Below are 24,008 nucleotides of genomic sequence, written 5' to 3'. Positions count from 1 at the left end.
TATGGCGCAACGGATGGGGAGGCAGGAACGACGGTGGCGGAACGTAGCACGGCTGCCGTCGACGTGGCCGACAACGGCGGGGACGAACCGCTGACCGCGCAGGCGGGCAAGGCCACGACCGACGGGGCGGCACAATCCCAGAAGACTGCGGAGACGACCGCACCGGAGAAGGACGGCGAGGGGAAGACCGGGGCCAAGGGCAAAGACCTCGCCTTGTCGACGCCTGAACTGCACAGTGGCCACAAACTTGCCAGACGCTACCGCCTGGAGGAGTGCGTCACCCGTCTGGACGGTTTCAGCAGCTGGCGTGCCGTCGACGAGAAACTGCGCCGTGCCGTCGGCGTCCACCTCCTGCCCGCGGACCACCCAAGGGCCCGATCCGTTCTCGCTGCCGCCCGTTCATCGGCTCTCCTCGGCGATCCGCGCTTCGTCCAGGTCCTCGACGCCGTCGAGGAGAACGACCTGGTCTATGTCGTCCACGAGTGGCTTCCCGACGCAGTCGAGCTGACCACGCTGCTGGCCGCCGGGCCTTTTGAAGCGCACGACGCCTACCAGCTCGTCGAGCAGGTCTCCTTGGCCATGGCCGCGGCCCACCGCGAAGGGCTCGCCCATCTGCGGCTGACTCCCGGCGCGGTCCTGCGGACCTCCACCGGCCAGTACCGCATCCGTGGTCTCGCGGTGAACGCCGCGCTGCGCGGCATCTCCGCCGAGCGCCCCCAGCGCACCGACACCGAGGCGATCGGCGCCCTTCTGTACGCCGCGCTCACGCAGCGCTGGCCGTACGAGAACGATGCCTACGGTCTCTCCGGTCTGCCCAAGGGCGTCGGTCTCGTCGCGCCCGACCAAGTGCGGGCCGGCGTCCATCGCGGCCTGTCCGAACTGGCCATGCGCGCTCTCGTCAACGACGGTGCCACCGCCTCCCGCCAGGAGCCGCCGTGCACCACGCCCGACGAACTGGCGAAGGCGGTCGCCGCGATGCCGCGCATCCGCCGGCCGGAGCCTGCTTTCACCGCCCCGCCGGATTACCAGCGCACCACCTACCAGCAGGGCAACTACGGGCGGACCGCCGTCCGGCCGGGCATGGGTGTCACTCAGCCGTCCCTCACACCGCCCGCCCCGCTGGAGAGCCGCACCGGCAAGGCACTGAAGTGGACCGTCTCCGCGCTCCTCATCGCAGCGCTGGGGCTCGGCAGCTGGCAGGTAGCCGACAAGCTGCTGGGCCGGGATCAGGGATCCCAGGAGCCCAAGACGTCGGAGACGTCCGTCACGGACGGCGAGGACGAGAAGCCCAAGCCACCCATTCCTCTGGGGGTTCAGGCGGCCCAGGAGTACGCCCCGGACGGCGCTCCCCAGAACGCGGGGAATGTCGGCGCCACGCACGACGGCGACAGCACCACCTACTGGCGTACCAGGAGCTACTTCGACGGCCCGGAATTCGCTCCGTCGGTGAAGCAGGGTGTGGGCATTGTCTTCGACCTGGGATCGGAAAAGGATGTCTCCAGCGCGTCCATAGCGTTGCGCTACAGCGGAGATCACACCACGATCAGCCTCTACGCAGCTGATTCCCTGTCTCCGTCCGGCCCGGTGTCCTCCATGACGCAGATCGCCTCCGGACAGACCAGCGGGTCGGCACTGAAGATGACGGCCAAGAAGCCGGTGGCAAGCCGCTATGTCCTGCTCTGGATGACCGCGATGCCGCACTCGCCGAAGGACGAGTACAGCGGCACCGGTTACAAGCAAGGCATCACGGACGTCACGTTCACCGGCTGACGGAGAACGAAGCGGGGAGGGGGCTCACCGTTGGACGACGCCACACTCGGCAGCGCGAGCGACCAGGATCTGCTGGCCCGCCATGTCGCCGGTGACCCCGATGCCTTCGGTGAGCTCGTGCGGCGCCACCGCGACCGGCTGTGGGCCGTGGCGCTGCGCACGCTGGGGGACAGGGAGGAGGCCGCGGACGCCGTCCAGGACGCCCTCGTCTCCGCCTTCCGCGCCGCCCACACCTTCCGCGGCCAGTCCGCCGTCACCACGTGGCTGCACCGCATCACCGTGAACGCCTGCCTCGACCGGGCCCGCAAGGCGGCGTCCCGCAAGACCTCTCCCGTCGACGACACCGAGCGGCTGGAACAGCTGCTGGAGCCTCATGAATCGGCCGAGGCTCCTGCCGAGCGCGAAGACCTCCACCGCCAGCTCCTGGCTGCGCTGGCCACCCTGCCACCGGACCAGCGGGCCGCGCTCGTCCTGGTGGACATGCAGGGATATCCCGTCGCCGAAGCCGCACGCGTCCTCGACGTACCCACCGGGACGATCAAGAGCCGGTGTGCCCGGGGGCGGGCCCGGCTGCTGCCGCTGCTCACTCACCTCCGTACGGAGAGCGGGGATAACCCCGACGTCAGCGGGGGAAGGAACCGGACGCCGGGGACATCCGTCCCACCGGAGTCGGGAGCAAGCGATACGGGGCCGAACGGGCCTGCGGCTGTGAAGGGTGGAGGTGGGCGCGCGTGACATCCTCGACCGACAGGGCCGGCACAGCACAGCACCCGGACGTCTCGGAGATCTCCGACCTCACCGAAGGTCTTCTGCCCCCCTCGCGTGCAGCCGAGGTACGCCGTCATCTCGACGACTGCTCCCTGTGCGCAGATGTCCGCAGCTCACTCGCGGAGATCCGGGGTCTGCTGGGGACCCTGCCCCGTGCCGGCCGTATGCCCGCCGACATCGCCGGCCGGATCGATGCCGCGCTGGCCGCGGAAGCGCTCCTGGACGCCAGCGCGCCCTCCGAGCCCGCCCATGTTTCACGTGAAACAGCACCGCCCTCGCCCGCGACCGAGGCAGCCACCCCGGCCGCCGACCGGCCCGCCGGCCACTCGCGTGCCGCTACCGGCCCGGGCCGGAACCGTCGGGGCCGCCGTCGGCGCGTGGCCATGCTCGGTGCCGTTTTCGGCGCTGCTGCCGTCGGGGTCAGCGTCATCCTCCTCCAGACCGTACAGACGCAGTCCGGGAGCGATTCCTCCACCAAGGAGGCCAGCGTCAGCGCCGACACCGGCGAGTTCTCCGGGGCGCCGATCCAGGACCGCGTGCACACGCTGCTCGCTGCGGACACCGAGGCCGAGCCGAGGATCGAGAAGGCGCCGTCACTCGACACCGAGAGCACCCCTGTCTCGCCCAAGAGCTCACCGGAGACCGCGGTGCCCTCGTGCATCCAGCAGGGGACCGGCCGGTCCGATCGCCCCCTGGCCTTCGAGCAGGGCCGCTATGCGGGCGTCGACGCCTACCTCGTCGTGATGGCGCACCCCACCGATGCGAAGCTGGTCCAGGCGTATGTCGTCGACGCGGCATGCGTCGGCAACCCCGCCGAACGCGCGGGAACCGTCCTCCACACGGAGTCCTACCCTCGCAACTGAGACCTTGCCTGTGCCGCTCCGGCTCCTTGGGAATGCACGCCCCGTAGGATCCGTTGGGTGGGGTGAGACCTTGTAACCCGCCCCCGTAGGCAGTAGGCAGTCTGCAGAGACGAGGAAGAAACCCGTGAGCGACGTCCGTAACGTGATCATCATCGGCTCCGGGCCCGCGGGCTACACGGCCGCGCTCTACACCGCGCGCGCATCGTTGCAGCCCCTGGTGTTCGAGGGAGCGGTCACCGCCGGTGGCGCGCTGATGAACACGACCGATGTGGAGAACTTCCCCGGCTTCCGCGACGGCATCATGGGTCCGGACCTGATGGACAACATGCGCGCCCAGGCCGAGCGCTTCGGCGCCGAGCTCGTCCCGGACGACGTCGTGGCCGTCGACCTCACGGGCGAGATCAAGACCGTCACGGACACCGCCGGAACCGTGCACCGCGCCAAGGCCGTGATCGTCACCACCGGTTCGCAGCACCGCAAGCTCGGCCTGCCGAACGAGGACGCTCTCTCCGGACGCGGTGTCTCCTGGTGCGCCACGTGTGACGGGTTCTTCTTCAAGGACCAGGACATCGCCGTCATCGGCGGTGGCGACACCGCTATGGAGGAGGCCACCTTCCTCTCGCGCTTCGCCAAGTCCGTCACGATCGTCCACCGCCGTGACACGCTGCGCGCCTCCAAGGCGATGCAGGAGCGCGCCTTCGCCGACCCGAAGATCTCCTTCGCCTGGGACAGCGAGGTCGCAGAGATCCACGGCGACCAGAAGCTCTCCGGGCTGACCCTGCGCAACACCAAGACGGGTGAGACCTCGCCGCTCGCCGTCACCGGCCTGTTCATCGCCGTGGGCCACGACCCCCGCACCGAGCTCTTCAAGGGTCAGCTCGAGCTCGACGACGAGGGCTACCTCAAGGTCGATGCGCCGTCCACACGCACCAACCTGACGGGTGTCTTCGCCGCCGGCGATGTCGTCGACCACACCTACCGTCAGGCCATCACGGCTGCCGGCACCGGCTGCTCGGCCGCTCTGGACGCCGAGCGCTTCCTCGCCGCCCTCGCGGACAGCGAGAAGGTCGCCGAGCCCGAGAAGACCCCCGTGGTCTGACCCCTGCACCGCACTCCCCTACACCCCGCAGAGAAGTAAGGAGGACGCCGTGGCCGGCGACCTGAAGAAAGTGACCGACGACTCCTTCGAAGAGGACGTCCTCAAGAGCGACAAGCCTGTCCTGGTGGACTTCTGGGCCGCCTGGTGCGGTCCCTGCCGCCAGATCGCACCGTCTCTCCAGGCCATCGCCGACGAGTACGGCGACAAGATCCAGGTCGTGAAGCTCAACATCGACGAGAACCCGGCCACCGCTGCGAAGTACGGCGTCATGTCCATCCCGACGCTGAACGTCTACCAGAACGGTGAGGTCGCCAAGACCATCGTCGGCGCCAAGCCGAAGGCCGCGATCGTCCGCGACCTCGAGAGCTTCATCGGCGAGTGATCTCGCCTCGATGTTTCACGTGAAACATCGAATGGGCTCATCCCCTCTGCGGGGATGAGCCCATTCTCATGTCGGCCTCACAGCGGGCGGAGCGCCGGCTCCTTCTGCACCGCACCCAACAACCGGTCCAGCGCCAGCTCCACGTCTTCCTTCCAGGACAGCGTTGTACGGAGTTCCAGCCGTAGCCGGGGGTGCGTCGGGTGCGGGCGCACTGTCTTGAATCCCACGGCGAGCAGATGGTCGGCGGGCAGAACGCAGGCCGGCTCTTTCCACCGAGCGTCGCCGAAAGCCTCGATGGCGCGGAAGCCCCGCCGCAACAGGTCCTTGGCTACGGTCTGGATGATCACCCGGCCCAGACCCTGCCCCTGATACCCGGGCATGACCCACGCGGTGATCAGCTGCACCGCGTCCGCGGAGACAGGACTCGTGGGAAAGGCCATGGACCGGGGTACGTAGGCCGGCGGCGCGTAGAGCACGAAGCCGACCGGAGCGTCGTCGACGTAGACGACACGGCCGCACGAGCCCCAGTCGAGAAGGACCGCCGAGATCCAGGCCTCCTTCTCGAGCTGCGGCGTACCCGCCTTTACCGCTGCTTCGCCGCTGACCGGATCAAGTTCCCAGAAGACGCACGAACGACAGCGCCGGGGAAGGTCTGAAAGGTTGTCCAGCGTGAGCGGTACGAGTCGACGCCCCATGGAGGCTCATCCTCACTTCCCTGATGTGCCGCGCTCCGCGCGGCCGCCAGCGCGCTCCTCTCCCGAAGCAGGCTGCTGACGAACCCGCCTACTGCCCCAAGTCCCAGGCCTGCTGTCACCAGTTGGCTGCGGCTCACCGCTCGCATGGCCCCCGCCCTCCCTCTGAGATGGCTCAAGGTGGATGCGTCATACCAGAACGCATCGTATCCACCCAGCCCCGACACGGATACCGCACGACGGCAAAGGGCGGGTCGTGTCCCGTGAAACGGAAGACGACCCGCCCCTGACAACAGTGGCGACCGACGGCCTCAGACGTCCTCGTCCTCGGCGGGCTCCTCGCCGAGCCCCTTCTCCAGGACGCGACCCTCACCGGGGGCCAGGGTGCCGAGGATCCTCTCCAGATCGTCTATCGACGCGAACTCGACGACGATCTTTCCCTTCTTCTGCCCGAGATCGACCTTCACCCGCGTCTCGAATCGGTCCGAGAGCCGGGAGGCGAGATCGCTGAGCGCCGGGGACAGCCGGGTGCCCGCCCGGGGCCCCTTCGGCTTGGGCGTGCTCTTGGGCTCCGAGTTGAGCAGAGTGACGATCTCCTCGACCGCCCGCACCGACAAGCCCTCGGCCACAATGCGATGGGCCAGCCTGTCCTGCTCCTCCGAGTCGTCGACGGAGAGCAGCGCACGCGCGTGGCCCGCGGAGAGAACTCCGGCAGCGACTCTGCGCTGTACGGACGGGGAAAGCTTGAGAAGACGCAGCGTGTTGGAGACCTGCGGACGCGAACGCCCGATGCGGTCGGCCAACTGGTCATGGGTGCAGTTGAAGTCCTTGAGCAGCTGGTCGTACGCAGCCGCCTCTTCCAGCGGGTTCAGCTGGGCTCGGTGGAGATTCTCCAGCAGGGCGTCCAGCAGAAGCTTCTCGTCCTCGGTGTGCCGGACGATGGCGGGAATCCGCTCCAGGCCGACCTCGCGACAGGCCCGCCAGCGGCGCTCGCCCATGATGAGCTCGTAGCGGTCCGGCCCCAACTGACGTACCACGACGGGCTGGAGCAGACCCACCTCCTTGATGGAGGTGACCAGCTCGGCGAGAGCGTCCTCGTCGAAGACCTCACGCGGCTGTCGCGGATTGGGCGTGATCGCACCGAGCGCCACCTCCGCGAAGTGCGCTCCCGCCGGCTCGCTCGGCCGCGGTGCGGCGTCGAGATCCACAGCGGAAGCGACAGCGTCCGGAGAGGTCGCGGCCGCGGGGAGCGTGGCGACCTTGGCCGCCGCCACCCCACGGTCCGCGGTCAGCACCGGAACCGCCGCCGGAGAGGACGCGGCACCCGACGACGGGGGTACCTGCTGCTCCTGGGGAGCCGCGGGGATCAGCGCACCGAGCCCACGCCCCAATCCTCTACGTCGCTCGCTCACTGGATCCCCTCCGACACATTCTGCTGATTGTTCTGAACCGCGTGCGCCTGCTGCGGGTCGTAGTGGAGCCCCACGCCACGGAGCGCGATCTCACGGGCCGCTTCGAGGTACGACAGGGCTCCGCTGGAACCCGGATCGTAGGTGAGGACCGTCTGCCCGTAGCTCGGGGCCTCCGAGATGCGCACCGACCGGGGAATGCTCGTCCGCAGGACCTCGTCCCCGAAGTGGCTGCGCACCTCGTCCGCCACCTGTGAGGCGAGCCGCGTCCGGCCGTCGTACATGGTGAGCAGGATCGTCGAGACATGGAGCGAGGGGTTCAGGTGCCCTCGCACCAGATCGACGTTCCGCAGCAGCTGGCCCAGTCCCTCCAGCGCGTAGTACTCGCACTGGATGGGGATGAGGACCTCCGCACCCGCGACGAGTGCGTTGACGGTCAGCAGGCCGAGCGAGGGCGGGCAGTCGATCAGGATGTAGTCAAGCGGCTGCTCGTACGCCTGGATGGCGCGCTGAAGTCTGCTCTCCCGCGCCACCAGCGACACCAGTTCGATCTCCGCACCGGCGAGATCGATGGTGGCGGGAGCGCAGAAGAGTCCTTCGACGTCGGGGACGGGCTGGACCACCTCGGCGAGGGGCTTGCTCTCCACCAGGACGTCATAGATCGAGGGAACTTCCGCATGGTGATCGATCCCCAGCGCCGTGGAGGCGTTGCCCTGGGGATCGAGGTCCACCACCAGAACGCGCGCACCGTGTAGGGCGAGCGAGGCGGCCAGGTTGACCGTGGTGGTGGTCTTCCCTACGCCGCCCTTCTGGTTGGCGACAACCATGACGCGTGTCTGCTCAGGTCGGGGCAGGCCCTCACCGGCACGCCCCAGCGCCTCCACAGCCAGCTGAGCAGCACGGCCAATGGGGGTGTCGTCCATGGGGGGAGGTGTTTCACGTGAAACATCCTCCCCCGGGGACTCGGTACGGGGACCGGGGACCGGATCGGTCATCGGTCCCGCGATGTTGGCGTCGGACCGCAAGGATTCACTCTCCTCGACTTCAGGCTCGCGATGAGGAGAGCCTGCCATGCTTTCGGGGTCGTGAACCAGCGAGGCCCGTGGTTCTGTGGAGGAATCCACCTCTGTGGACAACTCGGTAGCCCGCACGAGGGGCTTGCGACCCCTCATCGGAGCGGCCGCACGGCCGCGGCTGATGATTCCCTGCAGCAGTGAGCGACGTTTCACGTGAAACACGATGCATGCGCCGCATCACCGAACCAGGACGACACTCCGAAATGCGTACGTATGGAAGCTTGTATGGCTCAGCGGCGCCGAGAGAGTCAGCGACGACGACGCGTACGGCTCGTCCTGGCGGCCTTCGCACGCTTCGCGGCGAACCTCACACCGCCCGGGCTCTCACCCACCTCGACGCGCACGACCGTGGACAACGGATCCACGATTCCTTCGCCGACATGGAGGACTGACGTCTCCACCACTCCGAGCTTGCTCAGGGCGGCGCGGGCGCTCTGGATCTCCTCCTCGGCGGTGTCGCCCTTGAGCGCGAGCATCTCACCGTAAGGACGAAGCAGAGGAACTCCCCAGCCGGCCAGCCGGTCCAGCGGCGCCACGGCTCGTGCGGTCACCACATGCACCGGAGGTACCTTGCCGAATACCTCCTCCGCCCTGCCCCGGATCACGGTCACATGGTCGAGGCCCAGCAGCTCGACGACTTCCTGCAGAAAGTTCGTCCGCCGCAGCAAAGGTTCGAGCAGGGTGATCTTGAGGTCCGGCCGGACCAGGGCAAGGGGAATGCCGGGGAGCCCGGCGCCCGACCCGACGTCGCACACCGTCACTCCCTCCGGGACGACCTCGGAGAGCACAGCGCAGTTCAGCAAGTGACGCTCCCACAACCGGGGAACCTCGCGAGGACCGATGAGGCCGCGCTTGACCCCCGCATCCGCGAGCAGCTCCGCATACCGCACGGCCTCCGGAAAAAACTCTCCGAACACCGTCCGCGCCGCCTCGGGCGCCTGGGGAAGCTCCGCTGCCTCCGTCACGGGAACCGTCCTTCCGTACCGCACTGCCGCACAGGGCTGTGGTGGCTGAACTATCAGGCTGACAAAGATCGGCCCCGCCTGCGAAACAGACGGGGCCGACAGAACACGTAGGTCAGGCAGGGAGTACGACGACGAAGCGCTGGGGCTCCTCGCCCTCGGACTCGCTGCGCAGGCCGGCTGCGGCGACCGCGTCGTGGACGACCTTGCGCTCGAACGGCGTCATGGGGTCGAGCTTCACCGGCTGGCCGGTGGTCTTGACCTCGTTGGCCGCCTTGGCGCCGAGCTCGGCCAGCTCGGTGCGCTTCTTCGCCCGGAATCCGGCGATGTCGAGCATGAGACGGCTGCGGTCACCGGTCTCGCGGTGCACGGCCAGGCGCGTCAGCTCCTGGAGGGCCTCAAGGACCTCGCCGTCCCGGCCCACGAGCTTCTGCAGGTCCCGGCTGCCGGCGTCACTGATGATCGAGACCGCGGCGCGGTCCGCCTCGACGTCCATGTCGATGTCGCCGTCGAGGTCGGCGATGTCGAGCAGACCCTCGAGGTAGTCAGCCGCGATCTCCCCTTCCTGCTCGAGGCGGGTCAGGGTGTCGCCACCCTCGGCGGCGGCGGAGATGGTGCCTTCCGTCACGGATGGACTCCTTCTTACTTCTTGGACGACGGGTGCTTGGGGCGCTGCTGGCCCTTGCGCTGCCCGGACTTGGCCTGTCCGGGCTTGGCCTGGCGGGATCCGGTGGGCTTGCCACCACCGGCCTTGGGCTTGGTGCCCTCGGCGGCTTCATCCTTCTGCAGCGACGTCTTGGAGACGGAGTCGGCCGGGCCTTCGTCGCCCTTGGCCGCACCCGCGGTGCCGACGGCGGACTGACGCCGCGCCTTGGACTGCCGCTTGGGCTGCTGGCGCCGCTGGGCGGCGCTGCCACCCTCGGCCTCGGCCACTGCCGTCTCGCTCTTGCTCACGGTGCCGTCCGCCTGGGCGGCCAGGCCGGCCTTGGCCAGCCCGGTGATGAACCGGCGCTCGTTGTCGTTGCGGTCCGTTCCCTTGGCCACGATCGCCTGGACGACGGTGCGCTTGCGGCGCGAGCGGACCTCGCCGTGCGCGACGACGCTCTTGAGCAGGCGCTGCAGGTAGTGGTCCTGGGCCTTGCTGCCGGGCGTCGGGTTCTGGTTGATGACGTACATCTGCTGGCCCATGGTCCACACGTTGGTGGTCAGCCAGTAGACGAGGACACCGACCGGGAAGTTGATGCCCATGACGGCGAAGATCACCGGGAAGATGTACATGAGCATCTTCTGCTGCTGCATGTACGGCGTCTTGACCGTCAGGTCGACGTTCTTCTGCATCAGCTGGCGCTGCGTGTAGAACTGCGACGCCGACATCAGGATGATCATGATCGCGGTGACGATGCGGACGTCCGTCAGGGAGGCGTTGAGCGCCTCGACCTTGCTCGGGTCGTCCATGAACTTCGCGGCGATCGGAGCGCCGAAGATGTGCGCCTCACGCGCGCTGTTCACGAGGTTCTGGTTGAGAACACCGATCTCGTCGCCCGAGGCGATCTTGCTGAGCACGTGGTACAGCGCGAAGAAGAACGGCGACTGCGCGAGGATGGGCAGGCACGAGGAGAGGGGGTTGGTCCCCGTCTCCTTGTACAGCTTCATCATCTCTTCGGACTGACGCTGCCGGTCGCTCTTGTAGCGCTCCTGGATCGCCTTCATCTTCGGCTGGAGCGCCTGCATGTTCCGGGTCGACTTGATCTGCTTCACGAAGAGCGGGATCAGGCAGATCCGGATGAGGATCACCAGCGACACGATGGACAGTCCCCAGGCCCAGCCCGTGTCCGGGCCGAAGATCGCCCCGTAGAGCTTGTGGAACTGGACGATGATCCACGAGACAGGTGTGGTGATAAAACTGAAGAGACTGGCAATCGTGTCCACTAATCAGGCTCCTTGAGCATTGGGCGAGGTCTCTGCGGCCGGGCTCGGGGTTCCGGGGGCCGACCCCGGGGCAGGCACATCAGCGGCGGAGTGCCCGCCCTTGCTGCCGCGCAGGGCATCGCGCAGCATTTCGTGCCACCGTGGGCGCTTGCGCGGGGGCACATGATCCACACCGCCCGGCGACCACGGGTTGCACCGCAGGATCCGCCAGGCGGTCAGGACCGTGCCCTTCAGCGCACCGTGCCGGTCGATGGCCGTAAATCCATAGTGGGAACACGACGGGTAGTACCGGCAGACAGGTCCCAGCAGCGGGCTGATCGTCCACTGATAGATCTTGATCAATGCCAGCAGTGGGTACTTCATCGCGCGCCCCCTCCCAGCAGCCGCTGCAGAGCGGCGTCCAGGTCTCGGGCCAGCTGTGCATGGTCGGCGTCGCCCGCACCGGGCAGCGCCCGTACGACCACCAGGCTACCGGGGGGCAGCTCGGACAGCCGATCGCGCATGAGGTGACGCAGTCTCCGCTTGACCTTGTTGCGTACGACAGCACCGCCCACGGCCTTGCTCACGACGAAACCCGCACACGTCGGGGGAGCGCTCTCCCCAGGCGCGTGCGGGTCCGTTGCACCGCTGCGTAGATGGACGACGAGGAGCGGGCGCCCGGCCCGGCGTCCTCGGCGTACCGCAGTCGCGAAGTCCTCGCGCCGCCTCAGCCGATTCTCGGTAGGCAGCACGTCACGACCTGTACGCGATCAGGCGGACAGGTTGGCGCGACCCTTGCTGCGACGGTTCGCCAGGATGGCGCGACCGGCACGGGTACGCATGCGCAGGCGGAAACCGTGGGTCTTCGCACGACGACGGTTGTTCGGCTGGAAGGTGCGCTTGCTCACTCGGGGGCTCCAGAAATGATTCGTTGGTGGCGGGACATCGCCTGGCTGTCACCGTGCGCCCACGAGTAGCTCGCGATTACGCCCGAGTGCACCGCTTCACAATCACAGACCGTGATCTTTGCCCATCGGAGGCAGGCGGCAGCAGCCATCGACAACTCGACCTGGTTACGGTACGCGCGGCTACGCCATCCGGTCAAACCAGGCCGATGGCGCTCCCCGCTGTACACAGGCTGTGGACAACAACTTGAACCGCATGGCCCGGCCTGACTACCGTGGCTGAACTCGGATTCTTTTCCTGCCTGTCTTCCCATCCCGTCCCGAGAACCACACATTCGTGGGACCTGTGAGAGAGCGTGCTTTGTGGCTGACGTACCTGCCGATCTTGCCGCAGTGTGGCCACGAGTGCTGGAGCAGCTCCTCGACGAGGGCCAGCAGGGCGTCGAGCCCAAGGACAAGCAGTGGATCGAACGCTGCCAGCCCCTCGCACTCGTCGCCGACACCGCGCTCCTCGCCGTCCCCAATGAGTGGGGCAAGCGAGTGCTCGAGGGCCGGCTCGCCCCGCTGATCAGCGAAACCCTGAGCCGTGAGTGCGGCCGCCCGATCCGGATCGCGATCACCGTCGACGACTCCGTGGGCGAGCCGCCGGCTCCTCAGGCACCGCCGGCGCACCAGCAGCAGCCGCGGTACCAGGGGCCTCAGCACGACGAGCCCCGCCAGAACGACGCGTACGACGGATCACGCCGGGGCGGCGACGCGTACGAGACCGGGCGCCAGAGCGACCCCTACGACGGCGGCTACGGCCACCGCCCTTCGGCTGACGACGGCCTGCCGGACGTGCGCCCGTCGTACCCCGAGTACCAGCAGCAGCGCCCGGAGCCCGGCGCCTGGCCGCGCACCCAGGAGGACCTGTCCTGGCAACAGCCGCGCCTCGGCGGCTTCCAGGAGCGCGACCCGTACGCCTCCGGCCCGACCGGCCGGCCCCAGCACGACTACCGGCAGCCGCCGGAGCGCCAGCAGTACGACCCGCGTTCCGATCGCCGGCTGCCCGAGCCGCAGGCCCCGCACCGCGGCGGCCCCACGGGTCCGTCGGGCGCTCCGGGACCGCTCGGGGCCAAGCCCGCACCGGCGCCCGGCCCGGGCGAACCGCACGCCCGCCTGAACCCCAAGTACCTCTTCGACACGTTCGTCATCGGCGCGTCCAACCGCTTCGCGCACGCCGCCGCCGTCGCGGTCGCCGAGGCGCCGGCCAAGGCGTACAACCCGCTGTTCATCTATGGGGAGTCGGGCCTCGGCAAGACGCACCTGCTGCACGCGATCGGGCACTACGCGCGCAGCCTCTACCCGGGCACCCGCGTGCGGTACGTGAGCTCCGAGGAGTTCACCAACGAGTTCATCAACTCGATCCGCGACGGCAAGGGCGACACGTTCCGCAAGCGCTACCGCGACGTGGACATCCTCCTGGTCGACGACATCCAGTTCCTTGCGAGCAAGGAGTCGACGCAGGAGGAGTTCTTCCACACCTTCAACACCCTCCACAACGCCAACAAGCAGATCGTGCTGTCCTCGGACCGGCCGCCCAAGCAGCTGATGACCCTGGAGGACCGGCTGCGGAACCGCTTCGAGTGGGGTCTGACCACCGACGTGCAGCCGCCCGAGCTGGAGACGCGTATCGCGATCCTTCGCAAGAAGGCCGTGCAGGAGCAGCTCAACGCCCCGCCGGAGGTACTGGAGTTCATCGCGTCCCGCATCTCCCGGAACATCCGGGAGCTCGAGGGCGCGCTGATCCGGGTCACGGCGTTCGCCTCCCTCAACCGCCAGCCGGTGGACCTCGGTCTCACCGAGATCGTGCTCAAGGACCTGATCCCCGGCGGCGAGGACGCCGCTCCCGAGATCACCGCCGCGGCGATCATGGCGGCCACGGCCGACTACTTCGGTCTCACGGTCGAGGATCTGTGCGGATCCTCGCGCAGCCGCGTGCTGGTGACGGCGCGCCAGATCGCGATGTACCTGTGCAGGGAGCTCACGGATCTGTCGCTGCCGAAGATCGGCGCGCAGTTCGGCGGGCGCGACCACACGACCGTGATGCACGCGGACCGCAAGATCCGCGCACTCATGGCGGAGCGGCGGTCGATCTACAACCAGGTCACCGAGCTCACCAACCGCATCAAGAACGGCTGACCCAGCCGCCGGCACGGCCCGCGAAGGCGCCCACGGGAGGAGATCCCGGGGCGCCTTTCGTCGTCTCGGCGGCCTTTTCGGGCGTCCGCGGTGGTCTGGAGAGGCCGCGGACGGCCTTCCGGAAGGCTGCCGGCCGCCCGCCGCGGCACGGTCGTGTTCGAATACGTGGCGGCCTGCTGCCGTTCTCCACAGCGATGGGGACGATCTTCCGTCCACAGCCTGAGGACAGGAAAGTTGTCCAGATACGGTCCACAGGGAAGCCTGTGAGGACACGGTCCAGCCAGGTCAGCCGGGTGTGGATTTGTGGCCGGACGCTCTCCACAGTCTGTGGACGGCCGAACCGTCCACAGACCTTGATCCACGTTGTCCACCGCCCGCCCACAGGCAGGACTCCGTTGCCCACAGCTTTTCCCCACCCCTGTCCACTGTTCGGCAACGCAACACCCCCGCTCACCGGGTCGAGTGAAAGCCGTCACACCAAGGGGGTCGGTTGGCCTGTGGGGAACGTGGGTAAAGCTGGGGACGGCACTGGGGAGAAGTCCCTGTGGGCTGTGCATCGGGTGTGCAGAACTTTCCTGTGTCCACAGAAGCACCCGGTTGTCCACGGATCCCGCCCACAGGCACGGTGGACAAAAAACCGGCCCTGACCTGCGCAGAAGGCGTTATCCACGGTTTCCACAGGCCCTACTACTACTCCCACTCAGAGTTACCGGGAAATTCGCTTGGAAGACGGGGCTGTGCACAACTCGAGCCCGGAGCGCCTGGTGCCTCTTGGCGCGACTTGACCCCGACCCGCACCAGCTGTCGGTGCTGTGCGTCAGACTGGTCTCCGGCATCAAGCCGACGACGAAGGCCAGCAGGGCGAGCCAGCAACAGCAGGAGGCGGTTCCGGTGAAGATCCGGGTGGAGCGCGATGTACTCGCGGAGGCGGTGGCCTGGGTGGCCCGGAGCCTCCCGGCCCGTCCGCCGGCGCCCGTGCTCGCAGGCCTTCTTCTGAAGGCCGAGGACGGCGCCCTCAGCTTCTCCAGCTTCGACTACGAGGTATCGGCCCGTGTCTCGGTGGAAGCGGAGATCGACGAGGACGGCACCGTCCTCGTCTCCGGCCGTCTGCTCGCCGACATCTGCCGCGCGCTGCCCAACCGTCCGGTGGAGATTTCCACAGACGGTGTACGGGCGACCGTGGTCTGCGGATCCTCCCGGTTCACCCTCCACACCCTGCCTGTGGAGGAGTACCCGGCACTCCCGCAGATGCCGACCGCGACCGGCACCGTGCCCGGTGAGGTCTTCGCCTCCGCCGCCGCCCAGGTCGCCATCGCCGCCGGACGCGACGACACCCTTCCCGTCCTGACCGGTGTGCGGATCGAGATCGAGGGCGACACCGTCACGCTGGCCTCCACCGACCGCTACCGCTTCGCGGTCCGCGAGTTCCTGTGGAAGCCCGAGAGCCCGGACGCCTCCGCGGTCGCCCTGGTGCCCGCCAAGACGCTGCTCGACACCGCCAAGGCGCTGACCAGCGGTGACACGGTCACCCTGGCGCTGTCCGGCTCCGGCGCAGGTGAGGGACTGATCGGTTTCGAGGGCGCCGGGCGGCGGACCACGACCCGTCTGCTCGAAGGCGACCTGCCGAAGTACCGCACCCTGTTCCCGACCGAGTTCAACTCGGTGGCCGTCATCGAGACCGCGCCGTTCGTCGAGGCCGTCAAGCGCGTCGCCCTGGTCGCCGAGCGGAACACCCCGGTGCGCCTCAGCTTCGAGCAGGGTGTGCTGATCCTGGAGGCCGGCTCCAGCGACGACGCACAGGCTGTGGAGCGTGTGGACGCGCAGCTGGAGGGCGACGACATCTCGATCGCGTTCAACCCGACCTTCCTGCTCGACGGCCTGAGCGCGATCGACTCGCCGGTCGCCCAGCTGTCCTTCACCACCTCCACCAAGCCCGCGCTGCTGAGCGGCAAGCCGGCCGTGGACGCGGAGGCGGACGAGGCGTACAAGTACCTGATCATGCCGGTGCGCCTGAGCGGCTGAGGCCTGAGGGTGCGCTGAGCAGGATGACCTCGGCCGACGTCCGTCGTCCCCTGGAGCGCCTCGGGACGACGCCGAGGCGGGCTGCGCCTGAGCGGCTGATCAGCGGGCTTCTGAGCGCCTGACCCCACAGGTGTGCACCCGGGTGCGGGCGTAGTCTCGGACCCGGGTAGGAAACGGCACACAACGATTGAGGAATCTCTGATGGAGCTCGGTCTCGTCGGCCTCGGCAAGATGGGCGGCAACATGCGCGAGCGCATTCGCCGCGCAGGCCACACCGTCATCGGCTACGACCGCAACCCGGACCTCGCGGATGTCCACAGCCTTGAGGAGCTTGTGGGCAAGCTCAAGGGCCCGCGTGTCGTGTGGGTCATGGTCCCGGCGGGTGCCGCGACCCAGTCCACGATCGACGAGCTGGCGGAGCTGCTGTCCCCCGGCGACATCGTCGTCGACGGCGGCAACTCCCGCTGGACCGACGACGAGAAGCACGCCGTCGAGCTCGGCATCAAGGGCATCGGCTTCGTCGACTGCGGCGTCTCCGGCGGTGTCTGGGGCCTGGAGAACGGCTACGCGCTGATGTACGGCGGCGACGCCGAGCACGTGGCGAAGGTCCAGCCGATCTTCGACGCGCTCAAGCCCGAGGGCGAGTTCGGCTCGGTCCACGCGGGCAAGGTCGGCGCCGGCCACTTCGCCAAGATGGTCCACAACGGCATCGAGTACGCCATGATGCAGGCGTACGCCGAGGGCTGGGAGCTGCTGGAGAAGGTCGACTCCGTCACCGATGTGCGCGAGGTCTTCCGCTCCTGGCAGGAGGGCACGGTCATCCGTTCGTGGCTGCTCGACCTCGCGGTCAACGCCCTGGACGAGGACGAGCACCTCGAGGGCCTGCGCGGCTTCGCGCAGGACTCGGGCGAGGGCCGCTGGACCGTCGAGGCCGCGATCGACAACGCCGTGCCGCTGCCGGCGATCACCGCGTCGCTGTTCGCCCGGTTCGCGTCCCGCCAGGACGACTCCCCGCAGATGAAGATGATCGCCGCGCTGCGCAACCAGTTCGGCGGCCACGCGGTGGAGAGCAAGAAGTAATCCACAGGCTGTGCACCGCGGTGCACAGCCACGCCGGGGGAAGGTCGGCGCCACACCATGCACGTCACGCATCTGTCGCTGGCCGACTTCCGCTCGTACGTCCGGGTCGAGGTCCCTCTCGATCCGGGCGTCACCGCCTTCGTGGGGGCCAACGGCCAGGGCAAGACCAATCTCGTCGAGGCCGTCGGCTATCTGGCGACGCTGTCCAGCCACCGGGTGTCCTCGGACGCGCCGCTGGTGCGGATGGGGGCCGACCGGGCCGTGATCCGCGCGGCCGTCACCCAGGGCGAGCGCTCCCAGCTGGTCGAGCTCGAAATCAACCCCGGCAAGGCCAACCGGGCCCGCATCAACAGGTCCTCGCAGGTCAGGCCCCGTGACGTGCTCGGCATCGTGCGCACGGTGCTGTTCGCGCCGGAGGACCTGGCGCTGGTCAAGGGCGATCCCGGTGAGCGCCGGCGCTTCCTCGACGAGCTGGTCACGGCGCGCTCGCCCCGCATGGCCGGGGTCCGCTCGGACTACGACCGGGTGCTCAAGCAGCGCAACACCCTCCTCAAGTCGGCCGCGATGGCGCGACGGCACGGCGGCCGTTCCATGGACATGTCCACGCTCGACGTATGGGACCAGCACCTGGCGCGGGCCGGTGCCGAGGTGCTGGCCAGACGGCTCGACCTGATCACCGCCCTGCAGCCCCTGGCGGACAAGGCGTACGAGGCACTCGCGCCGGGCGGCGGCCCGATCGCCCTGGAGTACCGTTCCTCCTCCGGTCCCGCCGGTCCCGCCGGTCCCGAGCACGCCGGTCCCGTGACGCGCGAGGAGCTGTACGAGCAGCTGATGGGCGCGCTGGCCGAGGTCCGCAAGCAGGAGATCGAGCGGGGCGTGACCCTGGTCGGCCCGCACCGCGACGACCTTGTGCTCAAGCTGGGACAGCTCCCGGCGAAGGGGTACGCCAGCCACGGCGAGTCCTGGTCGTACGCGCTGGCGCTGCGGCTGGCCTCCTACGATCTGCTGCGTGCCGAGGGCAACGAGCCGGTGCTCGTCCTGGACGACGTGTTCGCCGAGCTGGACGCGCGCCGCAGGGAGCGCCTCGCCGAACTGGTGGCCCCCGGCGAACAGGTGCTGGTGACGGCCGCGGTCGACGACGACGTCCCGCACGTGCTGGCAGGCGCCCGGTGCACGGTGGCCGACGGGCAGGTGGAGCGCATATGACCGAGGACCAGACCCCCTCTGCGCCCAGGGTTCCCGAGTCCTCGGGCGTCGACCTGGCACGCGTCGCGCTGCGCGCGGCCAAGGAACAGGCGAAGGCCAAAGGCGCGGCCGCGCAGCAGAAGAAGCAGGCCAGGCGCGGCGGCGGGCTGCGCTCGGGCGCGCGGGCGGACGGCCGCGACCCGCTGCCGCTGGGTGCGGCGATCAACCGTCTGATCACCGAGCGCGGCTGGGAGACCCCGGCCGCCGTGGGCGGTGTGATGGGCCGCTGGCCGCAGATCGTCGGCGAGGACCTGGCCAAGCACTGCGTACCCCTGCGCTACGACGAGGACCCCGACGAGCGCGTGCTGACGGTCCAGTGCGACTCGACGGCGTGGGCGACGCAGCTGCGGCTGCTGGCTCCGCGCCTGGTGGCGCGCCTGAACGAGGACCTGGGGCACGGGACGGTCCGCGTGATCAAGGTGCTGGGCCCCGGCGGCCCGCAGCGCAGGTTCGGTCCGTTGCGGGCCCCGGGCAGCACGGGCCCGGGGGACACGTACGGCTGATCACGGCCGGCGGAGCGGCTCGGCGACAACGTGGGTACGACTCCGCGACAACGTGGGCGCGCGGCTCCGCGGACAAGGCCGGCGACGGAGGAGCGACAGGGGGAAACGGGCGGTACGTCTGAGGTATCCCTCACGGTAGCCGGAGGTTGACAGCCCGAAGCCCTCAAAGCCCGTGTGAGCCTCTTGGAGCCCCTTCCCACATATGGGGAGTCGGACGGAGGCGGTTCAGGGCGGCACATGCGGACTCAGCTACCGGCAAACCCCCATTCATGTCGCCGGTACCGGTAGACTGGTGCACAATCCCGCGCCTCTCGCGGGACACGTCGATTAGATGCCGAACGACGCAGCCGGTCCCGCAGTGACGGAGAGCGGCTTGTGCTGTGCCAGAAAGGGCGCTTCGTGGCCGATTCCGGCAACCCCAACGAGAACACTCCGTCCACTGCTGCCGGTGGAAACGGCGAGGTCACCGCCTCGTACGACGCCAGCGCGATCACCGTCCTCGAGGGTCTGGACGCGGTCCGCAAGCGCCCCGGCATGTACATCGGCTCGACCGGTGAGCGTGGACTCCACCACCTTGTGCAGGAAGTCGTCGACAACTCGGTCGACGAGGCCATGGCCGGCCACGCCGACACGATCGAGGTCACGATCCTGGCCGACGGCGGCGTACGCGTCGTCGACAACGGCCGCGGTATCCCGGTGGACATCCACCCCGTGGAGAAGAAGCCGGCCGTCGAGGTCGTGCTCACCGTGCTGCACGCGGGCGGCAAGTTCGGCGGCGGCGGTTACGCGGTCTCCGGCGGTCTGCACGGCGTCGGCGTCTCCGTGGTCAACGCGCTGTCCTCGCGGGTCTCCGTCGAGATCAAGCGCGACGGCTACCGCTGGACGCAGGACTACAAGCTCGGCGTGCCCACGGCCCCGCTGGCCAAGCACGAGGAGGTCACCGACTCCGGTACCACGGTCACCTTCTGGGCCGACCCGGACGTCTTCGAGACCACCGAGTACTCCTTCGAGACGCTGTCGCGCCGCTTCCAGGAGATGGCCTTCCTCAACAAGGGCCTCACCCTGTCGCTGACGGACGAGCGCGAGTCCGCGAAGGCGACCGTCGGCGCCGACGACCCGGACGCGGAGGCGGCCGAGGAGCCGCCGGCCCGCACGGTGAAGTACCACTACGAGGGCGGCATCGTCGACTTCGTGAAGTACCTCAACTCGCGCAAGGGCGACCTGATCCACCCCACGGTCATCGACATCGAGGCCGAGGACAAGGAGCGGATGCTCTCGGTCGAGATCGCGATGCAGTGGAACTCGCAGTACACCGAGGGTGTGTACTCCTTCGCGAACACGATCCACACGCACGAGGGCGGTACCCACGAGGAGGGCTTCCGGGCCGCTCTGACGGGCCTGGTCAACCGGTACGCGCGCGACAAGAAGCTGCTGCGCGAGAAGGACGACAACCTCTCCGGCGAGGACGTCCGCGAGGGTCTGACGGCGATCATCTCGGTCAAGCTCGGCGAGCCGCAGTTCGAGGGCCAGACCAAGACCAAGCTGGGCAACACCGAGGCGAAGACCTTCGTGCAGAAGGTCGTCCACGAGCACCTGACCGACTGGTTCGACCGCAACCCGAACGAGGCCGCGGACATCGTCCGCAAGTCGATCCAGGCGGCCACCGCCCGTGTCGCGGCCCGCAAGGCGCGCGACCTGACCCGCCGCAAGGGCCTGCTGGAGTCGGCGTCGCTGCCGGGCAAGCTGAGCGACTGCCAGTCCAACGACCCCATCAAGTGCGAGATCTTCATCGTCGAGGGTGACTCCGCAGGCGGCTCGGCCAAGTCCGGCCGCAACCCGATGTACCAGGCGATCCTGCCGATCCGGGGCAAGATCCTGAACGTCGAGAAGGCGCGGATCGACAAGATCCTCCAGAACACCGAGGTCCAGGCGCTGATCTCGGCCTTCGGGACCGGGGTCCACGAGGACTTCGACATCGAGAAGCTCCGCTATCACAAGATCATCCTGATGGCGGACGCCGACGTCGACGGCCAGCACATCAACACCCTGCTGCTGACCTTCCTGTTCCGCTTCATGCGGCCCCTGGTCGAGGCCGGCCACGTTTTCCTGTCCCGCCCGCCGCTGTACAAGATCAAGTGGGGTCGGGACGACTTCGAGTACGCGTACTCGGACCGCGAGCGCGACGCGCTGGTGGAGCTCGGCAAGCAGAACGGCAAGCGCATCCGGGAAGACTCGATCCAGCGCTTCAAGGGTCTCGGCGAGATGAACGCCGAGGAGCTGCGCATCACCACCATGGACCAGGAGCACCGCGTGCTCGGGCAGGTCACGCTGGACGACGCGGCGCAGGCGGACGACCTGTTCTCGGTGCTGATGGGCGAGGACGTCGAGGCACGGCGCTCGTTCATCCAGCGCAACGCCAAGGACGTCCGCTTCCTCGACATCTGAGTCGGTCTCAGCTGAGTACCGCACGAAAGGACTGAAGACCAGCAATGGCCGACGAGAACATCCCTGTCACCACCGAAGAAGAAGAGCCTCTCGCCATGCGTGTCGAGCCCGTCGGGCTCGAGACGGAGATGCAGCGCTCCTACCTCGACTACGCGATGTCCGTCATCGTGTCGCGTGCGCTGCCGGACGTACGGGACGGTCTCAAGCCCGTCCACCGCCGCGTGCTGTACGCGATGTACGACGGCGGTTACCGCCCCGAGAAGGGCTTCTACAAGTGCGCCCGCGTCGTCGGCGACGTCATGGGCACGTACCACCCGCACGGCGACACCTCGATCTACGACGCCCTGGTCCGCCTGGCCCAGCCGTGGTCGATGCGCATGCCGCTGGTGGACTCCAACGGCAACTTCGGTTCCCCGGGCAACGACCCGGCCGCCGCCATGCGGTACACCGAGTGCAAGATGATGCCGCTGGCCATGGAGATGCTCCGGGACATCGACGAGGAGACCGTCGACTTCCAGGACAACTACGACGGCCGCAACCAGGAGCCGACGGTCCTTCCGGCGCGCTTCCCGAACCTGCTGATCAACGGCAGCGCCGGTATCGCCGTCGGCATGGCCACCAACATCCCGCCGCACAACCTGCGCGAGGTCGCGGCCGGCGCCCAGTGGGCGCTGGAGCACCCGGAGGCCACGCACGAGGAGCTGCTCGACGCCCTGATCGAGCGGATCAAGGGCCCTGACTTCCCGACCGGCGCCCTGGTCGTGGGCCGCAAGGGCATCGAGGAGGCGTACCGCACCGGTCGCGGCTCCATCACCATGCGGGCCGTCGTCGAGGTCGAGGAGATCCAGAACCGCCAGTGCCTGGTGGTCACGGAGCTTCCGTACCAGGTCAACCCGGACAACCTCGCGCAGAAGATCGCCGACCTCGTGAAGGACGGCAAGATCGGCGGCATCGCGGACGTCCGTGACGAGACGTCCTCGCGGACCGGTCAGCGCCTGGTCATCGTGCTGAAGCGCGACGCGGTCGCCAAGGTCGTGCTGAACAACCTGTACAAGCACACCGACCTGCAGACGAACTTCGGCGCCAACATGCTCGCCCTGGTCGACGGCGTGCCGCGCACGCTGTCGCTGGACGCGTTCATCCGCCACTGGGTGACGCACCAGGTCGAGGTCATCGTCCGGCGCACCAAGTTCCGGCTGCGCAAGGCGGAGGAGCGGGCGCACATCCTGCGCGGTCTGCTCAAGGCGCTGGACGCGATCGACGAGGTCATCGCGCTGATCCGGCGCAGCGACACCGTCGAGGTGGCGCGCGAGGGCCTGATGGGTCTGCTGGAGATCGACGAGATCCAGGCGAACGCCATCCTCGAGATGCAGCTGCGCCGGCTCGCCGCCCTGGAGCGCCAGAAGATCGTCCAGGAGCACGACGAACTCCAGGCGAAGATCAACGAGTACAACGCGATCCTCGCCTCGCCGGAGAAGCAGCGCGGCATCATCAGCGAGGAACTGGCGGCGCTGGTCGAGAAGTTCGGCGACGACCGCCGCTCCAAGCTGGTGCCCTTCGACGGTGACATGTCCATCGAGGACCTGATCGCCGAGGAGGACATCGTCGTCACCATCACGCGTGGCGGCTATGTGAAGCGGACGAAGACCGACGACTACCGCTCGCAGAAGCGCGGCGGCAAGGGCGTGCGGGGTACGAAGCTCAAGGAAGACGACATCGTCGACCACTTCTTCGTCTCCACCACCCACCACTGGCTGCTGTTCTTCACCAACAAGGGCCGGGTCTACCGGGCCAAGGCGTACGAGCTGCCGGACGCCGGCCGGGACGCGCGCGGCCAGCACGTCGCCAACCTGCTGGCCTTCCAGCCGGACGAGCAGATCGCCGAGATCCTGGCGATCCGCGACTACGAGGCCGTGCCGTACCTGGTGCTCGCCACCAAGGCCGGTCTGGTGAAGAAGACGCCGCTGAAGGACTACGACTCCCCGCGGTCGGGCGGTGTCATCGCCATCAACCTCCGGGAGACCGAGAGCGGCGCCGACGACGAACTGATCGGCGCGGAGCTGGTGTCCGCCGAGGACGATCTGCTGCTCATCAGCAAGAAGGCGCAGTCGATCCGGTTCACCGCGACGGACGAGGCGCTCCGCCCGATGGGCCGCGCGACCTCGGGCGTCAAGGGCATGAGTTTCCGCGAGGGCGACGAACTGCTCTCGATGAATGTGGTCCGGCCCGGTACGTTCGTGTTCACTGCCACCGACGGTGGGTACGCGAAGCGGACCGCCGTCGACGAGTACCGCGTCCAGGGGCGTGGCGGCCTCGGCATCAAGGCCGCCAAGATCGTCGAGGACCGCGGATCGCTCGTGGGTGCGCTGGTGGTCGAGGAGACCGACGAGATCCTCGCCATCACGCTCGGTGGCGGTGTGATTCGTACGCGAGTCAACGAAATCAGGGAGACGGGCCGTGACACCATGGGCGTCCAACTGATCAACCTGGGCAAGCGCGATGCCGTGGTCGGTGTCGCTCGCAACGCCGAGGCAGGTCGCGAGGCCGAAGAGGTCGACGGGACCGAAGCGGCCGACGCCGAGCCGGCCGAGTCGGCAGTCGAGGGCACCCCGTCCTCGGCAGGGGAGCACGAGGAGTAGAGCGTGAATGGAGCCACGGGCGCCGGAGCGGCCGCTTCGGGAGCGAATGGTGCCCGTGG

At 68.4% G+C, this 24,008-nt stretch carries 21 protein-coding genes; 12 read left to right on the top strand and 9 right to left on the bottom strand.

Annotation, left to right across the window (positions count from 1 at the left end; all coding sequences use genetic code 11):
- Nucleotides 1-33 precede the first annotated feature (33 nt).
- The 5 genes from ACF08N_RS12275 (at nucleotide 34) to trxA (ending at nucleotide 4,882) form a co-directional block, all read left to right on the top strand.
- Nucleotides 34-1,770 carry a protein kinase family protein gene (locus ACF08N_RS12275; protein WP_392324523.1) on the top strand — a complete coding sequence of 579 codons (1,737 nt, stop codon included), beginning with the start codon at nucleotides 34-36 and terminating at the stop codon, nucleotides 1,768-1,770.
- Between the two features lie 30 nt (nucleotides 1,771-1,800).
- The gene (sigM, locus tag ACF08N_RS12270) at nucleotides 1,801-2,505 is read left to right on the top strand and encodes an RNA polymerase sigma factor SigM (RefSeq protein ID WP_392324522.1); all 705 of its coding nucleotides are present in this window, start codon (nucleotides 1,801-1,803) and stop codon (nucleotides 2,503-2,505) included.
- On the top strand, nucleotides 2,502-3,401 hold the full coding sequence (locus ACF08N_RS12265) for a zf-HC2 domain-containing protein (protein WP_392324521.1): 900 nt from the start codon (nucleotides 2,502-2,504) through the stop codon (nucleotides 3,399-3,401). Before sigM ends, ACF08N_RS12265 begins: the two co-directional genes overlap by 4 nt.
- Before the next feature lie 124 nt (nucleotides 3,402-3,525).
- Nucleotides 3,526-4,500: a thioredoxin-disulfide reductase gene (gene trxB, locus ACF08N_RS12260; RefSeq protein WP_392324520.1), complete on the top strand. Its 975-nt coding sequence runs from the start codon at nucleotides 3,526-3,528 to the stop codon at nucleotides 4,498-4,500.
- A 49-nt stretch (nucleotides 4,501-4,549) separates the two neighbouring features.
- Nucleotides 4,550-4,882, top strand: coding sequence for a thioredoxin (gene trxA, locus ACF08N_RS12255; protein WP_392324519.1), 333 nt, complete (start codon nucleotides 4,550-4,552; stop codon nucleotides 4,880-4,882).
- Nucleotides 4,883-4,959: 77 nt separating this feature from the next.
- On the opposite strand, the gene ACF08N_RS12250 is transcribed toward trxA, so the two are convergent.
- From ACF08N_RS12250 to rpmH, 9 genes are all read right to left on the bottom strand, one after another.
- A complete protein-coding gene (locus tag ACF08N_RS12250) occupies nucleotides 4,960-5,577 on the bottom strand; it encodes a GNAT family N-acetyltransferase (RefSeq protein ID WP_392324518.1) in 618 nt (205 codons plus the stop codon).
- A gap of 308 nt (nucleotides 5,578-5,885) precedes the next feature.
- The gene (locus tag ACF08N_RS12245; protein ID WP_392324517.1) at nucleotides 5,886-6,986 is read right to left on the bottom strand and encodes a ParB/RepB/Spo0J family partition protein; all 1,101 of its coding nucleotides are present in this window, start codon (nucleotides 6,984-6,986) and stop codon (nucleotides 5,886-5,888) included.
- On the bottom strand, nucleotides 6,983-8,056 hold the full coding sequence (locus ACF08N_RS12240; protein WP_392324516.1) for a ParA family protein: 1,074 nt from the start codon (nucleotides 8,054-8,056) through the stop codon (nucleotides 6,983-6,985). The genes ACF08N_RS12245 and ACF08N_RS12240 overlap by 4 nt, the downstream gene beginning before the upstream one ends.
- A gap of 251 nt (nucleotides 8,057-8,307) precedes the next feature.
- Nucleotides 8,308-9,024 carry a 16S rRNA (guanine(527)-N(7))-methyltransferase RsmG gene (gene rsmG / locus ACF08N_RS12235; protein WP_392324515.1) on the bottom strand — a complete coding sequence of 239 codons (717 nt, stop codon included), beginning with the start codon at nucleotides 9,022-9,024 and terminating at the stop codon, nucleotides 8,308-8,310.
- 112 nt (nucleotides 9,025-9,136) lie between these two features.
- Nucleotides 9,137-9,649 (bottom strand): R3H domain-containing nucleic acid-binding protein, encoded by a 513-nt coding sequence (locus ACF08N_RS12230; RefSeq protein WP_177149321.1) that lies wholly within the window; start codon nucleotides 9,647-9,649, stop codon nucleotides 9,137-9,139.
- A 14-nt stretch (nucleotides 9,650-9,663) separates the two neighbouring features.
- Nucleotides 9,664-10,950 (bottom strand): membrane protein insertase YidC, encoded by a 1,287-nt coding sequence (yidC, locus tag ACF08N_RS12225; protein WP_392324514.1) that lies wholly within the window; start codon nucleotides 10,948-10,950, stop codon nucleotides 9,664-9,666.
- A 3-nt stretch (nucleotides 10,951-10,953) separates the two neighbouring features.
- Nucleotides 10,954-11,313 carry a membrane protein insertion efficiency factor YidD gene (yidD, locus tag ACF08N_RS12220; protein ID WP_392324513.1) on the bottom strand — a complete coding sequence of 120 codons (360 nt, stop codon included), beginning with the start codon at nucleotides 11,311-11,313 and terminating at the stop codon, nucleotides 10,954-10,956.
- Nucleotides 11,310-11,681: a ribonuclease P protein component gene (rnpA, locus tag ACF08N_RS12215; protein ID WP_392324512.1), complete on the bottom strand. Its 372-nt coding sequence runs from the start codon at nucleotides 11,679-11,681 to the stop codon at nucleotides 11,310-11,312. The genes yidD and rnpA overlap by 4 nt, the downstream gene beginning before the upstream one ends.
- Nucleotides 11,682-11,699: 18 nt before the next feature.
- On the bottom strand, nucleotides 11,700-11,837 hold the full coding sequence (gene rpmH / locus ACF08N_RS12210) for a 50S ribosomal protein L34 (RefSeq protein ID WP_018846094.1): 138 nt from the start codon (nucleotides 11,835-11,837) through the stop codon (nucleotides 11,700-11,702).
- 360 nt (nucleotides 11,838-12,197) lie between these two features.
- Here rpmH and dnaA point away from each other — a divergent pair, with 360 nt between their 5' ends.
- The 7 genes from dnaA (at nucleotide 12,198) to gyrA (ending at nucleotide 23,949) form a co-directional block, all read left to right on the top strand.
- Nucleotides 12,198-14,015, top strand: a complete 1,818-nt coding sequence (gene dnaA, locus ACF08N_RS12205) for a chromosomal replication initiator protein DnaA (RefSeq protein ID WP_392324511.1) — start codon at nucleotides 12,198-12,200, stop codon at nucleotides 14,013-14,015.
- A gap of 891 nt (nucleotides 14,016-14,906) precedes the next feature.
- Nucleotides 14,907-16,037: a DNA polymerase III subunit beta gene (gene dnaN / locus ACF08N_RS12200; protein WP_177149470.1), complete on the top strand. Its 1,131-nt coding sequence runs from the start codon at nucleotides 14,907-14,909 to the stop codon at nucleotides 16,035-16,037.
- 201 nt (nucleotides 16,038-16,238) lie between these two features.
- Nucleotides 16,239-17,117, top strand: a complete 879-nt coding sequence (gene gnd, locus ACF08N_RS12195) for a phosphogluconate dehydrogenase (NAD(+)-dependent, decarboxylating) (protein WP_392324510.1) — start codon at nucleotides 16,239-16,241, stop codon at nucleotides 17,115-17,117.
- A 57-nt stretch (nucleotides 17,118-17,174) separates the two neighbouring features.
- Nucleotides 17,175-18,323: a DNA replication/repair protein RecF gene (gene recF, locus ACF08N_RS12190; RefSeq protein ID WP_392324509.1), complete on the top strand. Its 1,149-nt coding sequence runs from the start codon at nucleotides 17,175-17,177 to the stop codon at nucleotides 18,321-18,323.
- A complete protein-coding gene (locus ACF08N_RS12185; protein WP_392324508.1) occupies nucleotides 18,320-18,865 on the top strand; it encodes a DUF721 domain-containing protein in 546 nt (181 codons plus the stop codon). Before recF ends, ACF08N_RS12185 begins: the two co-directional genes overlap by 4 nt.
- A 375-nt stretch (nucleotides 18,866-19,240) precedes the next feature.
- Complete coding sequence (gene gyrB / locus ACF08N_RS12180; protein WP_392324507.1) at nucleotides 19,241-21,310, top strand: DNA topoisomerase (ATP-hydrolyzing) subunit B; 2,070 nt, start codon at nucleotides 19,241-19,243, stop codon at nucleotides 21,308-21,310.
- Between the two features lie 44 nt (nucleotides 21,311-21,354).
- Nucleotides 21,355-23,949 (top strand): DNA gyrase subunit A, encoded by a 2,595-nt coding sequence (gene gyrA, locus ACF08N_RS12175; protein ID WP_392324506.1) that lies wholly within the window; start codon nucleotides 21,355-21,357, stop codon nucleotides 23,947-23,949.
- Nucleotides 23,950-24,008 lie beyond the last annotated feature (59 nt).

This window comes from Streptomyces sp. NPDC015127 (assembly GCF_043080095.1).
Taxonomy (GTDB): Bacteria; Actinomycetota; Actinomycetes; order Streptomycetales; family Streptomycetaceae; genus Streptomyces.
This window is presented reverse-complemented; position numbering and strand designations above follow the sequence as displayed.

Excerpts from the sequence above, each read along its gene's own strand:
- ACF08N_RS12250 (WP_392324518.1), bottom strand. The coding sequence starts at position 5,577 with ATGGGGCGTCGACTCGTACCGCTCACGCTGGACAACCTTTCAGACCTT.
- ACF08N_RS12240 (WP_392324516.1), bottom strand. The coding sequence starts at position 8,056 with ATGGCAGGCTCTCCTCATCGCGAGCCTGAAGTCGAGGAGAGTGAATCC.
- yidD (WP_392324513.1), bottom strand. The coding sequence starts at position 11,313 with ATGAAGTACCCACTGCTGGCATTGATCAAGATCTATCAGTGGACGATC.
- gnd (WP_392324510.1), top strand. The coding sequence starts at position 16,239 with ATGGAGCTCGGTCTCGTCGGCCTCGGCAAGATGGGCGGCAACATGCGC.
- recF (WP_392324509.1), top strand. The coding sequence starts at position 17,175 with ATGCACGTCACGCATCTGTCGCTGGCCGACTTCCGCTCGTACGTCCGG.
- ACF08N_RS12185 (WP_392324508.1), top strand. The coding sequence starts at position 18,320 with ATGACCGAGGACCAGACCCCCTCTGCGCCCAGGGTTCCCGAGTCCTCG.
- gyrA (WP_392324506.1), top strand. The coding sequence starts at position 21,355 with ATGGCCGACGAGAACATCCCTGTCACCACCGAAGAAGAAGAGCCTCTC.